Below are 13,041 nucleotides of genomic sequence, written 5' to 3'. Positions count from 1 at the left end.
GCCGGCGTTTTGTGCATTTGACCGAGGCCACCTGCGCAGCCACCTGTCAGCATGCCGCTCATCAGGACAGGAGAAACCCCATGAAGATCGTCATTGCCCCCGACTCGTTCAAGGACAGCCTAGACGCTGTCGGTGTCGCCCGCGCCATCGCTGCGGGCCTGAGCGAAGCGTGGCCGGAGGCTGAACTGGTCGAGTGCCCAATGGCCGACGGTGGCGAAGGCACCATGGAGGTGATCCTGGCCGCCAGCCGCGGTGAATTGCGCCGCCAGACCGTGCGCGGGCCATTGGGGCAGCACGTCGAGGCTGGCTGGGGCTGGTTGCCGCAAAGTCGCACCGCAATCATCGAAATGGCCCAGGCCAGTGGCCTGCAACAGGTGCCAACAGGCCAGCGCGATGCTTGCCGCAGCAGCACCTGGGGTACCGGCGAGCTGATTGCCGCAGCCCTCGACGCCGGCGCCCGGCGTGTGGTGCTGGCCATCGGTGGCAGCGCCACCAACGATGCCGGCAGTGGCATGTTGCGAGCGCTTGGCCTGCGCCTGCTGGATGCTGACGGGCAAGCGCTGGAAGAGGGCGGCCTGGCCTTGGCCAAGCTGGCCCATATCGACGCCAGCGGCCTCGACCCGCGCCTGGCCGGGGTGCAGTTTGAAGTCGCAGCGGATGTCGACAACCCCTTGTGTGGCGCCAACGGCGCATCGGCGATCTTCGGCCCGCAGAAAGGTGCCAACCCGCAGCAAGTGGAGGCGCTGGACCACGCGCTGAATCATTTTGCCGACCATTGTGCGCTGCTGTTGGGCGAGGATGTGCGCGATTACCCTGGTTGTGGCGCGGCCGGTGGCATGGGCTTCGCTGCCCGGGCATTCATGGACGCGCAGTTCCGCCCTGGGGTGGAAGTCGTGGCTGAGCTGGCTGGCCTTGACGCCCTGGCGCAGGGGGCAGATCTGGTGGTGACGGGCGAGGGGCGTTTCGATGCCCAGACACTGCGCGGCAAGACGCCGATGGGGGTGGCGCGGGTTGCCAAGCGCCATGGCGTGCCGGTGGTGGTACTGGCCGGGACCTTGGGGGAGGGGTATCAGCAGTTGTATGCCCATGGGGTCGACGCTGCATTTGCCCTGGCCAGTGGACCGATGAGCCTGGAGCAGGCGTGTGTGAATGCTGCCGAGCTGTTGCAGGCCAGGGCTTGTGATATAGGTCGGCTGTGGCGCTGCGCGAAGCGAGGCTGAACACCGTGCAGAAATGGCCTTATTGCTGCGTCTCGAACATGGCAATGAAGTTGGCCAGCGCTGGCGAAGTATTTTGGGCGCTCCATTTCATGTACAGCCCAAGCCCTGGGGCGGGCTGGTCATCGATAGGGCGGATCGGGCAAAACCGCACGCGTTCGCGCGGGGTCGAGCGGACGAACGACGCCGGCACCAGGGCCACGCCAAAGCCGCAGGCCACCAGACCCAGCAGGGTGTGGATCTGCGCCGCCTCCTGCACGACCTTGGGGTAGAACCCGGCCGACTCGCACAGCGCAACCAACTGTGCGTGGTAGCCCCCGCCCAGCGCTTGCGGGGTGAACACGAAGTCCTCATCGGCAAACTCGCGCAAGTCGACGGCCTCGTGCCGCGCCTTGGAATGGCTGGCGGGCAGCGCCATGACGATCTGCTCGTCAAGCAGCAAGCGTGCCTCCAGGGTGCCGGCCGGCAGCGGTAGCCTGCGCATGAAGCCGATGTCCGCCTCACCGGCCAGCAAGGCCTTGGCCTGGGAAGCGGATGGCATCTCGCGGATGGTCAGCTGCACGTTCGGATAAGTCTCCCGAAAGCGGCGCAAGCGGTTGAGCAGCGAGTCGTAATAAGCGATGGAAATGGCCGTGATGGTCAATTTGCCGCTGACCCCCGCCGAAACGCTGCGCGCGTACTCGATCCCTTGCTCCAGTTCAGCAAGCGTGCGGTAGGCGGTGTCGAGAAACGCTGCACCCGCTGCGGTCAGGCGCACCCCGCGCTTGTTGCGCAGAAGCAGGCCGAAACCGAGCTTTTCCTCGAGCCGGTTGATCGCCTGGCTCAGCGGTGGTTGCGCCATGTGCAGGCGCTGGGCGGCCTTGTGAAAGTGCAGCTCTTCGGCCACGGCGATGAACTGCCTGAGCAAACGTGTTTCGATCATCCAGCAATCCTGCAGCGTGGCGACTCGGCGGTGATATCCATGGGATATCAAAGTTGCATGCTTTTAATATTAAGTCATTGATTTTTTTGTTGATATCGTAAGAAAGGAGAATTGAAGGTAGCTAGAAATGCCCGTTACTCACCTGGCCGGTGCGTTGTGCCATCCCACTGATTGCACCTTGCGCGCCAGCAATAGCCAGCACATCGCCATGCGCTTCAACGAATACAGCAGTGTCAGCTACCCTCGGGACCTCGGCCGTGTGCAGGTGGCCGAGCGCTGGCGCCGCATCAAGGAATGCAATTACGTGCCGGTCAAAGTGGCCAACACGCGCGCGGACCTTGGTGAAAGCCTGGTCTGGGATGAGCGCAGCGGCGTATTGTATTTTGTCGATATCTCTGGCGGGCGCATCAACAGCCTGACACCCGATGGCGAAGTCGAGTGCCTTTACGAGTCTGCCGCGCGTATTGGCGCCCTGGCGCTGACCGACCGGGGTAACCTGATTTTCACCGAGGATGCCAGCGTGGCCATCTTCGATGTGCCAACACGCAAGGTGAGCCAGCATTCGGCATCAGTGCATCCGCGCTCGACTTACCGCTTCAACGACGGCGCCTGCGACCCGCAGGGACGCTTCGTCACCGGTCTGATGGACGAGGCCCTCAGCGGCAATACCGGGGCGCTCTTTCGTTTTGACTGGCAATTGAGCGACCAGGTGATCCACGATGACATGGCTTTGCCCACCGGCCTTGCCTGGTCTCAGGACGGCCACACGGTGTACTTCGTCGACTCGGCGGCGCGTGCGATCTACCGCGCAGAATACCTCATCGAAGGCCGGCTGGGCGCTGTTACGCTGTTTGCCGAAACCCCCGCCGAACTGGGCCGGCCGGATGGCCTGGCGCTGGACCGCGACGGCGGGCTGTGGGTGTGCCAGTACCATGGCAGCTGCCTGCTGCGCTACGACCGCCACGGGCACCTGACCGACCAGGTGTTGATGCCAGTACCGTGCCCCACCAGCTGCTGCTTTGGCGGGCCCGGGATGAACACCTTGTACATCAGTACCGCGCGTTACGACATGACGCCAGAAGACCTGCACCATTATCCGGACGCTGGCGACCTGTATGCCATTCGCCCGGAAATTGGCGGCGTCGCCAGGTACAGCTTCAAGGAATAAGCGGTTGCACCTGACTGGCCGGTAGCACGGCCAGATCGCCAAAACGCTGCGCCGAGTCGATGTAGCGCAGCGCCGACTTGGCGTCTTTCCAGCCCACATAGCTCATCAGCGACTTCAGTTCCCAACCATTGGCCGTGGCCCAGGTGGCGAAGCCACGCCGTAGCGAGTGGCCGGTATACAGCGCCGCCGGCACCCCGGCACGTTCCAGCATGCGCCGCAGCAGGCCGACCAGGCTGTTGCTGTTGAGCGCGCTGTCACCAAGGTTGCCCCAGCGGTCGAGTTTGCGGAACACCGGCCCATGGGCAATACCGGCGACTTCAAGCCATTGCAGGTAGGCAGTGACAGGGCACAAGGCCTTGAGGGCAGGGGTGCGGTGCTGGACGCCCAAGGCTTCGCGGTCGCCCTTGCTGCGCGGCAGGAAAAGCGTGATGCCGACACCGGCTTGTGCCTGGATGTGTTCGATGCGCAGGCGTGCCAGCTCATCGCCGCGAAAACCACGCCAGAAACCCAGCAACAGCAAGGCGCTGTCACGGCGAGCCCGGCGCAGGGCTGCCAAATCATGGTGCTCGCGGGCTTGTCGGGCTTCTTCTTCAAAACACGCTACAGCGGTTTGCAGGTGTTGCAACAACAGCGGGGCAGCCTGCTTGGGCGGCGTCGGGTGCAGGGTGCGGATGCCGCGTAGCACCTGACGTACCAACGGCGCCTTGGTCGGGTCGGGGAAACCTTGGGCGACGTGCCATTGGCTGAGCGCGGCCAGGCGTTGGCGCAGGGTGCTGACTGCATGCTGGTCGGCATGATCGGCCAGGTAGCGGGCGATAGTCTCGGCGGTGGCCGGGAGAAAGCCGCCCCAATGGCTTTCGAAGTGCTCGATGGCGGCCTGGTAGCTGCGCCGGGTGTTGTCACGGGTGGCGGCGCGAAGGTAGCGCTCGATATCGGTCATGGTGCGGGTGTCGGTGTGTGATCGGTACACGATAAACCGAAATGCGTTGCCTGTCCTTGCCCAACGCCATCGGCAAGCCTGCCGTTGCGCTCAGTACACGCATGCCTTGTCCTCGATACCGTTGAAGGGCGGGTAAACCCACAGCTGCGGCAGCGACAGTGGCCGGCTGAAGTGGTAGCCCTGGGCGATATCGCAGCCGGCAAGCTTCAGGTACACCACCTGCTCACGGGTTTCCACCCCCTCGGCCACCACTTCCAGGCCCAGGCGCTTGGCCAGGATGATGGTGGAGGACACGATCGGGCTGTCGTCATGGCTGTTGGACAGCGCCGCGATCAGCGAACGATCGATCTTCAGCTTGCTCAGAGGCAGTGAATGCAGGTGGGCAAAGCCGGCGTAGCCACGGCCAAAATCGTCCAGGCTGATACCCAAACCTGCGCCGCGCAACGTATGCAGGTGCGTCAACGCCGTGCCTTCGGGGTCCAGGATGGTGGTTTCGGTAATTTCCAGCTCCAGCTGCTGGGGCGCGATGCCGTGATGCTGCAATTTGCTCAGCAGCCGGTCAGCGAAATCGGCTTGACGCAGCTGCAGGGCGGAGACATTGACTGCCAGCCGTGTCTTGCGGCCTTGGGCATTCCAGCTCGACAAGGCTTCACAGGCCAGCCGCAGCACCTCCCAACCCAGTTCGACAATGAAACCACTGCGCTCGGCCAGGCCGATGAAGCGGTCCGGGTACAGCAGGCCGAAATCAGGGTGGTCCCAGCGCACCAGCGCCTCGTAGGCCAGCACCTGGTGGGTGTCCAGGCGCATCTGTGGCTGGTAGTGCAGCACGAACTGGCGTTCGGCCAAGGCACTGCCGAACGCTTGCTCAAGGGTGAAAGCCTGGATATCGGCCCGGTTCAGCGAGGGGTCGAAAAAGCGATACTGCGCGCGTCCAGCCTGCTTGGCCGAGTACATTGCAGCATCGGCACTGCGTATCAGGCTGTCGATGTCCTGGCCATCACGCGGGCAGATGCTCACCCCTACGCTGGGGCTGGTGTTGACCTCTTGGCCATCCAGGGCGTACGCGGCCGACAGTTTCTGCACCAGTTCGTGGACCCAGGCGTTGATCTGTTCCTCGCTGCGCTCGCCGGCCAGCAGCACCACGAATTCGTCGCCGCCAAAGCGCGAAGCCTCGTCGCCGGGCTCCAGCAGGCGCTGGATACGCCCGGCCACAGCCTGTAGCAGCAGGTCACCAATCTTGTGTCCGAGCGAGTCGTTGATCGACTTGAAACGGTCCATGTCGATGAACAGAATCGCCATCAGTCGGCGCTTGCCACGTTGCCGAGTCAGCGCCTGGCTGGCCACTTCGACGAACTGGCGGCGGTTGTGCAGGCCGCTGAGGTGGTCCGTGGCGGCGGCGTGGCTGCTGCGCCGGTGTTCGTCCTCCAGGCGCACGATCAGTTGCTGATTGACCTGCTGGGCATGTTCCAGCGCGTCGAAGGCCTCCTGGCGTTTGCGTAGCAGGCGCAAGGTCCATAGCAGGCTGGCCAGGATCATCAGGGTCATGCTCAGGTTCAACCAGAACTGCCGGGAATAGGCCAGCGTCGAGGGTGCGAGGATTTCTGCCTGGCGCTGGCTGACCACCACGCTGAAGCCGTGCTCGGGTACATGGCGGTACAAGCTTTGGTAGGCATCACCCGCTATGTATTGGGTCAGCATGCCTGCTTCGGTGTTTAGCACCGGCAGCGGTGGCTGCAATAGGTCGCCCGCAGTCACCACGCCGCTGTTGTCGATGCGCAGCCGCTCCAGGCCGTCATCCTGCAGCAGACGCACCAGGCCACTGTTGCCCAGGTCGATAGGCTGAAACAGCACCGCCAGGTAGCCGACGTCCAATTGCACCACCAAAAGGTTGTCGATTTCCCGGCCGGTCGAATTGGTCAACGGCAGCAGGAAGGGCAGGCGCCCAGTGGGCGGGGCAGCGTTTTGGCTGACAGGCTGAATGCTCGGCAGGAAAGGTTTGAAACCGTAGCGGTCAATGTGCCGCTGCAGTTGGTGCAACCAGTCTGCCGGCAACTCGGCGGCCTCATCGGTGTGGCTGGCCGCTAGCAGCCGGCCTTGTCGGTCGTACAGGCTCAAGCGCTTGAACACTGGGTCTGCGGCCAGGCTGGGTACCAGGCTGAAGTTGCCTTGGCGCAGCGCTTTCATGTCGTCCTGGGTAACACGACCCACCGCCTGGGCGCGGTCGACAAGCTGTCGCAGGTTTTCGCCCACGATGCTGGCCAGGTTCAGGTGCTCGACGGCCTTGGCCGACAGTGCACCCTGTCGGGCGGTGGCTTTCTGCGTGACGTGCAGCCCCCAGAGAAAGGCCAGGGTCGCTGCACAGAGCATCAGGATCAGCAGTCGCAGAAGGCTGGAGGAGGAAAGCGAACGGCGAATCACTGCTGATAGTTCCCGACCCTGGGTAATGCTCGGAAAATACGACAATAAGATGACAGCCTGATGACTGGTGGCCAATAGCCTTTAGGGGATTTCCCTATTAGCCATGGGTGTTTGCAGGCGAGCTGTTTCCTCTTCGAGGTAACTCATCAATGCGCTGACTTCGGCATCGCCCAAGCGCATGTTGGGCATGGCCAGGCGGTTGTACTGTTCGAACAGCAGCATGGCCAAGGGGTCTTTTTCGGCCAGCATCTGGTCGGGCACCTTGAGCCAGCGGGCCAGCCAGTTGGCGTCACGCTGACGGGTCACGCCCAGCAGGTCGGGGCCGATGCCTGGCTGGCCTGGCTCGGTGTTGCCCACGGTATGGCAGGACGAGCAGCGGGTACGGAATATCTGCTCGCCGCTGCTGGGTGAGCGGATTTGCGGAGCCTGAGCGTAGTCATTGCTCATGGCGCTGGCCTGCTTCCAGTTGTGCAGGCTGTTGCCCAGGCGGTCTGCGAGGATGTACGGGCTTTCGAAAGGCGAGGCTTTCATCCAGCGGCCGGTGGACTGGTTGCCGATGATGAGGCTCAGGTTGTGGTCTTTTGAGCGGCCGTTTTCCAGGCCATCGATCCACAACCCCAGGCTGCGGCGTAGTTGCTCGATGTCGTCGGGTTCGCCGGTCAGCAAGGTCCAGCCTGGGCCGATGCCGAACTTTTCGGCATAGCGCTTGAGGGTGGCGGGGGTGTCGTTATAAGGGTCGATGCTGATGGAGTAGAGGAAGATGTCTTTGCCGACCCGGTCACCGAGGATTTTCTGTACCTGGCGCAGGCGAGCGGTTTCTACTGGGCAGGAGTCGGAGCAGCCGGTAAAGATGAAGTTGATGGCGACCACCTTGTCCTTGATCAGGTCGTCGAAGAAATGCACTTTTTCGCCGTCCTGAGTGAGCAAGGGGATGTTGGGGAAATAGCTGGCCCCCCAGGGAGAGGCCGCTGCTTCGGCCACCGTTCGTTGGGGTTGCAGCGGCCAGAACGGAATGCTGGCGGCGAACAACGCGAGTACCAGCAGGAAACGCCATGAGCTGGGCATGATGCGGTCCTCGTGGGTTGGCTGATGGGGGCCGCATGGCGGCCCCGCTTTGCACTCACTTGTAGGTGACTGGCGCTGTCACCGTCTGGCCCAGCGTCGATTTCACCGTGACCGTCGCTGGCGTGGCCGGGCCAAAGCCGGTGGTGGTCACCGCTACCCGCCAACGGGCCCCCGTAGTCGTGGCAGTCAGCGTCGCGTTCCCCAGGCTTACCGGACCACCGGTGGTTGCTGCAGTCACGCTGATGCTGTTGCCCGTGGCCACCGTGGTTGTCCCCTGCACATCCCAGGTGAACCGGTTGCCGCTACGCAGTTGCACTGTGGCACTGGTGACCTTGAGCTCGTCGGCCGCCACTGCTGGGGTGACGGCGATGCTGACCGTGGCCGGGGTCACCGACTCGGCCCCCTTGGTATCACGCGCCGTGTAATTGAAGCTGGCCGTGAACGGCGTGGCGACCGTAGCGGGTGGGTTGTACGTCACGGTGGTGCCGTCTGTGCTGACGGCTCCCTGGCCGGAGTCTGGCTGGCTGAGGCCGGTGACCGTGAGCGGTACGTTGCCGTCCGGGTCGCTGTCGTTGGCCAGCACGTTCAGGGTGATCGCCTTGCCTGCAGTCGTTGCGGCACTGTCATTGGCCACGACAGGTGGTTTGTTGGCCGGGTCGTCATTGTCGTCATCGGTTTTGGTGCGGAACGTTGGCAGGCCTACCGAGGCCATGTAACGCACGCCATCCCATCCTGGCAGCGGGGTGGGCATCACCTGGAACTGCCCCGGGTGTTCAAGGTCCCAGCGCAGCAGCATCGAAGAGTCCTCGTGCTGGGTGTTGTGGCAGTGCTCCATGTAGGTGCCGGCGAACTCGCGGAAGCGGATGGCCATTTCCACCTCTTCGGACGAATCAGGTTCCGACCCGATACGGTACACATCCTTGCGCGCCCATTTTTCCCATTCTGGCGGGGCCTTGCCGTCGCGGCTAAGAATCACGCCTTCCTCGAAGTGCACGTGTACCGGGTGGCTCCAGCCATTGCCGCCGTTGACGATCTTCCACACTTCCAGGGTGCCGTCGCCGCTAAAACCACCGTCGGTGGATTGGTTGGCCAATTGCGGCGCGGCACTGATGCGGCGCGGGTCCATGCTGTAGCCAAAGCCGCCGTCGGTCTTGATGGTCCACGGGGTGGTGTCCGTACCGTCAGAGCGGCCAAAGATGAACTCGCGGTGGCGGGCATCCTTGAGTTTGGCCTGGTCGGCTGCGGCGTCGCGGTCAATGGGCAGGGGCAGCATTTTCAGGCCAGCAGCTTTGCCTGGCTTGGCCGGCTCATAGGCTACCGGGTCCATGCTCAGGTCCTGGCCGGTGTACGGTTGCACCCACAGTTGCAGAAACTTGCCGACAGCCGGGTCGCCGTTGTCCCACTGCGGGCCTTTGCTGGTCTGCTTGATTACCGCCTTGTATTTTTCCGACAGCACGTCGGCCAACGGGATAGCTTGATTCGGACCTTTGCCGGAGTCGTGCTCCATCAGGTTGACGAAGTACAGCTTGTCGCCGGCCTTGATGCCGTTCTTGGCGAAGTTGATGATGATGTCGTAGCGCTCGGCAATGGCCTGCAACGGCAAGACGCCGTTGTTGTCTTGCAGGTTGCCGTCACCATTGAGGTCCATCGTGCCGTCGAATGGCACCGCGTGTTCCATGATATTGCCGTCGTTGGCGATCATGTGGAACGGCACCCGCGCATACGACAGGTTGGAGCCGGACGGGCCTTTGAACTCACCACTGGTACCGGCAATCTCCCGCACCACGGCGAACTTGAAGTAGCGCGACACCGAGCCGTTGAGGAGACGGAAGCGGTAACTGCGCGCACGCACCTTGAGCTTGGGCTTGTACTGCCAGTTGACCAGAATCTGGTCAGCGAGGAAGCCGTCCGTGTTGAACGGGTTGAACCACAGCTGGCCATTGGCATCCCAGGCTTTGTCGGCAATCACCAGGTTGACGTCATAGTCACGGTTCCCCCAAGGCATGGCTGACCCGCTTGGGAAGCGCAGGTTGACGCCGTCCTGCAGGGCCTCGTTGCCGCGGTCCAGGGCGCTGTAGTAGTTCATCATCACGGCGTTGCCCTTGTAGACGTTCTGCGCCGTGAAATCCATCATGTGGTCGTGGAACCAGTGGGTACTCATGGTTTCGCGCCAGTCGCCACGAATCTTGATACTGCCGTTCTCGCAGGTTTTCAGGCCCGGTGAACCATCGTTGACGAACAAGGTTTCACCCGGCGAGCAGGGGAACGCTGCACGCGGGTCCTGGGCACGGGTGTTGATGGTGTCGTAGCCGGCCAGCTGCACCGGCCAGCGGTAGTCGTAGTACTGGCCGGGGAAGAAGTACGCGTTGGCAAAGCCGTCGCTTTCGGCCGGCGAGTGGCCGTTGTGCTCGTGGGTCGAAATGGTATGCAGGCCAAAGCCACCGTTGGCCGAGGGGTCAATCGGCAGGGCATTGTAATGGCGCATCAGAATTGGCTGGCCGTAGCGCACCATCAGCAGCTTGGGCGGGAAGGTGCCGTCGAAGGTCCAGAGCGATTTGTGGTTTTGCAGCGGCATGTTCGGATGGAAGCGTGTGTCGATGCCCTTGGTGGTGCCCAGCGTGGTCGGAATGTCGGAGGTCTGGTAGTACAGGCCGCCCGGGGCAAATTCGCCGACGGCATAGTTGTGCATTTGCTTGCGGTCGCGCAGACCGAGGTTGATGCGCGCACCGGCCTGGGCGGTCTTGAACGCTGCCTGCGGGTAGAACTCGGTCCAGCGCTGGTGCGACCAGCCTTTTCCTGGTGGCCGGCCTTCAGCGGGTGAACCGACCGGCTGGCGGTTGAGGAACATCTCGATCTGCGCCTTCCATGGGTTGCGGTCCAGCACGTTGGCGTACTGGGTCGGAAACGGGTACAGGCCGGGTTGCTTGAGGAACGCTTCCAGAGCGCTGCCACTGGGTCCGCTGCGTGCTACCACGTTGGGGTCTTGCGCGGGGGCCGCGCCGAGGGTCGGTACCGGGAAGGTCAGATCGGGCGCCGGCGTGGTCGGGTCGAGCTTCTCTGCTCCGAATTCTTCGAACAGCAACAGTTGCTGGGTGAAAGGTTGTGCACCGAACAACGGGCTGGGTTTGCCGTTGGTAGGGTACTTGTCCGATGTTTGCAGGGCCGGCGGCAGCACGTTGTCGGTGCCTACCGTGTTGCGGTCGCCATACGCGCCATCGGTCAGCTCCAGCGAGCCTTCGTTGGCCTCTGGCATGGTGTTCAGCTCAAGCAAGGCAGCGGTCGGGTCGTCCGGCTGGTCGGTGTAGGCCGACGGGTCGGTCGGCGGTGGCATGCTGTTGTCGTCGAGGGGGGCTGCCATGGCCGTGATCAACCCGAGGCTGATCATCAGCGCAGTGACGGAGGACAGATGGAACACGCGTCTGGACGCGTGACTCGCAGCAGGTGTTTTCATTGGCTTAAGCCTCTTTTGCGGCCTTAGGGCCTTAAGCCATCAATGGCGTTTTGCCCGTTAAATGGCCATCAGCAACAGCTATGCCAACAGATATTTCAGTAATGCTTTGACATACATAACTTTGCAGCGACTGGCGTGCACTCAAAGATGGCGCGTCAAGAATGGGGACAGATACCCATTAGCGGGTCACCATTGCCCACAGTTTGGGGCGTGACAGCCGCGGCGCCCTCGGGTATACCTGAGCGCTACCAAGGGGAGCCCGGCAATGGGCTGAGAAACCGCTGAACGCTGCAGCGCGGTGACCCTTCGAACCTGATCCGGATCATGCCGGCGAAGGGATGGGGCTCGTAACCTGCCTTTTTGCCGGCCTCACTGCGAGGCCAGTCCATGCCAACTTTCAAGGTCTCGCTGTCACCCTCATCAAGGACAGCAACATGACCGAACGTTTCAGCCAGTCCCTGCGCCGCCAGAGCGAGCCGACCTGGTCGGCGGCCGTTGGCCACCGTTTCGTGACCCGATTGTGCGACGGCAGCCTGCCGGACCCGATCATGGTCGACTACCTGGTCCAGGACCACCGTTTCCTCGACAGCTTCGTGACCCTGCTAGGCGCGGCCATCGCCACCGCTGACACGTTTGAAGCCCGCCTGCGCTTCGGCCGCTTTGCCGGGATGATCTGCAGTGACGAGAACACCTACTTCCTGCGTGCCTTCGAGGCCTTGGGTGTCAGCCCGGCGCAACGCAGTGAACCGGCCGATACCGCGCCTACCGCAGGTTTCAAGGCGATCATGCGCGAAGCGGCAGCCACCCGTTCCTACGCAGCGGCACTGGCGGTGCTGAACGTTGCCGAAGGCCTGTACCTGGACTGGGCGCTCAAGGCGCCGAAACCGATGCCGGACAACTTCGTCCATGCCGAGTGGATTACCCTGCATGACAACCCGGCATTCCAGGCATTCGTCGCTTTCCTGCAGGCCGAACTGGACCGCGTCGGCCCGCAGGAGGCCGCATTGGCAAGTGACTTCTACCAGCGCACCGTGGCGCTGGAGCTGGCTTTCTTCGATGCAGTGTACCCGGAGGGCAAATGAGCATGGATATCTTCGAGCGCCTCAAGGCCGCTGCCTCGCCACAATGGAACAGCTACGTAGACCATGACTTCGTGCGTCAGATGGGCGAGGGCACGCTGAGCGAGGAAGCGTTCCGGACCTACCTTGTGCAGGATTACCTGTTCCTGATCCAGTTCGCCCGCGCCTGGGCGTTGGCCGCCTACAAGAGCCGCCGCCCGGCCGACATTCGTGCAGCGCAGGCCGGGCTGGCGGCGATCCTGGATGAAACCGAGCTGCACGTGCGCCTGTGCGTGCGCTGGGGCTTGACCCAGGCAGACATCGAGGCCGCGCCAGAGCATCAGGCCACGGTGGCATACACCCGTTATGTGCTGGACTGCGGCGCAGCCGGCGACCTGCTGGAGCTGCACGTGGCACTGGCACCTTGCGTGATCGGCTATGCCGAAATCGGCCGGACCCTGGCCGAGCGCATTGGCGACTTGAGCAATCACCCCTACCGCGAGTGGATTGGCGAGTATGCCGGGGAGGGCTACCAAGGGGTGGCCGCAGCAGCGCGCAAGCACCTGGATGAACTGGCGGCGCGCAGCATGACCGAGCAGCGGTTCGCCGAACTGGCAGGGATTTTTGGCCAGGCCTCCAGCCTGGAGGCTGATTTCTGGCAAATGGGGTTGGACGGGACCGTGTAAACCGCCGTGGGCTGGGTGATTACTACCCAGCCCAGGCCCGCTTTGGTGCATGAGCGCCTCAAAATAAGTCGTCCCGCACACTTCAGATCGTCAGATCGCAGCTTTAATGTGCACAG

9 protein-coding genes and 1 riboswitch are annotated in these 13,041 nt (G+C 63.0%); of the genes, 4 read left to right on the top strand and 5 right to left on the bottom strand.

The features are described from left to right. The first annotated feature begins 80 nt into the window (after positions 1-80). Positions 81-1,220, top strand: coding sequence for a glycerate kinase (locus REH59_RS15370; RefSeq protein ID WP_014859572.1), 1,140 nt, complete (start codon positions 81-83; stop codon positions 1,218-1,220). Between the two features lie 19 nt (positions 1,221-1,239). Here the strand turns inward: REH59_RS15370 and REH59_RS15365 are convergent, their stop codons facing one another. Next, on the bottom strand, positions 1,240-2,139 hold the full coding sequence (locus REH59_RS15365) for a LysR family transcriptional regulator (RefSeq protein WP_014859571.1): 900 nt from the start codon (positions 2,137-2,139) through the stop codon (positions 1,240-1,242). 127 nt (positions 2,140-2,266) lie between these two features. On the opposite strand from REH59_RS15365, the gene REH59_RS15360 reads away from it, so the two are divergent. Then, on the top strand, positions 2,267-3,307 hold the full coding sequence (locus tag REH59_RS15360) for an SMP-30/gluconolactonase/LRE family protein (protein ID WP_014859570.1): 1,041 nt from the start codon (positions 2,267-2,269) through the stop codon (positions 3,305-3,307). On the opposite strand, the gene REH59_RS15355 is transcribed toward REH59_RS15360, so the two are convergent. From REH59_RS15355 to REH59_RS15340, 4 genes are all read right to left on the bottom strand, one after another. Continuing rightward, positions 3,297-4,277, bottom strand: coding sequence for a site-specific integrase (locus REH59_RS15355; RefSeq protein WP_014859569.1), 981 nt, complete (start codon positions 4,275-4,277; stop codon positions 3,297-3,299). The two genes, REH59_RS15360 and REH59_RS15355, sit on opposite strands and share 11 nt — an antisense overlap. Before the next feature lie 60 nt (positions 4,278-4,337). Then, complete coding sequence (locus REH59_RS15350) at positions 4,338-6,665, bottom strand: putative bifunctional diguanylate cyclase/phosphodiesterase (RefSeq protein ID WP_014859568.1); 2,328 nt, start codon at positions 6,663-6,665, stop codon at positions 4,338-4,340. Positions 6,666-6,746: 81 nt separating this feature from the next. Beyond that, positions 6,747-7,730: an SCO family protein gene (locus REH59_RS15345; RefSeq protein WP_004374374.1), complete on the bottom strand. Its 984-nt coding sequence runs from the start codon at positions 7,728-7,730 to the stop codon at positions 6,747-6,749. Positions 7,731-7,785: 55 nt separating this feature from the next. Beyond that, positions 7,786-11,181, bottom strand: coding sequence for an Ig-like domain-containing protein (locus tag REH59_RS15340; RefSeq protein ID WP_121783518.1), 3,396 nt, complete (start codon positions 11,179-11,181; stop codon positions 7,786-7,788). A gap of 241 nt (positions 11,182-11,422) precedes the next feature. Then, positions 11,423-11,537, top strand: a riboswitch (TPP riboswitch). A gap of 78 nt (positions 11,538-11,615) precedes the next feature. On the opposite strand from REH59_RS15340, the gene REH59_RS15335 reads away from it, so the two are divergent. Beyond that, positions 11,616-12,263, top strand: coding sequence for a TenA family protein (locus tag REH59_RS15335; protein ID WP_004374380.1), 648 nt, complete (start codon positions 11,616-11,618; stop codon positions 12,261-12,263). Continuing rightward, entirely contained in the window at positions 12,260-12,925 is a 666-nt protein-coding gene (gene tenA / locus REH59_RS15330; RefSeq protein WP_014859563.1) for a thiaminase II, read from the top strand. Before REH59_RS15335 ends, tenA begins: the two co-directional genes overlap by 4 nt. Positions 12,926-13,041 lie beyond the last annotated feature (116 nt).

Source organism: Pseudomonas sp. BO3-4 (assembly GCF_034044115.1).
GTDB classification, from domain to species: domain Bacteria; phylum Pseudomonadota; class Gammaproteobacteria; order Pseudomonadales; family Pseudomonadaceae; genus Aquipseudomonas; species Aquipseudomonas alloputida.
Note: the sequence above shows the minus strand (reverse complement) of the source record. Positions and strands in the feature narration are given on the sequence as shown.

What these genes read in the sequence shown, in the direction of transcription:
- REH59_RS15370 (WP_014859572.1), top strand. Translation starts at nt 81, where the DNA reads ATGAAGATCGTCATTGCCCCCGACTCGTTCAAGGACAGCCTAGACGCT.
- REH59_RS15340 (WP_121783518.1), bottom strand. Translation starts at nt 11,181, where the DNA reads ATGAAAACACCTGCTGCGAGTCACGCGTCCAGACGCGTGTTCCATCTG.
- REH59_RS15360 (WP_014859570.1), top strand. Translation starts at nt 2,267, where the DNA reads ATGCCCGTTACTCACCTGGCCGGTGCGTTGTGCCATCCCACTGATTGC.
- REH59_RS15365 (WP_014859571.1), bottom strand. Translation starts at nt 2,139, where the DNA reads ATGATCGAAACACGTTTGCTCAGGCAGTTCATCGCCGTGGCCGAAGAG.
- tenA (WP_014859563.1), top strand. Translation starts at nt 12,260, where the DNA reads ATGAGCATGGATATCTTCGAGCGCCTCAAGGCCGCTGCCTCGCCACAA.
- REH59_RS15335 (WP_004374380.1), top strand. Translation starts at nt 11,616, where the DNA reads ATGACCGAACGTTTCAGCCAGTCCCTGCGCCGCCAGAGCGAGCCGACC.
- REH59_RS15345 (WP_004374374.1), bottom strand. Translation starts at nt 7,730, where the DNA reads ATGCCCAGCTCATGGCGTTTCCTGCTGGTACTCGCGTTGTTCGCCGCC.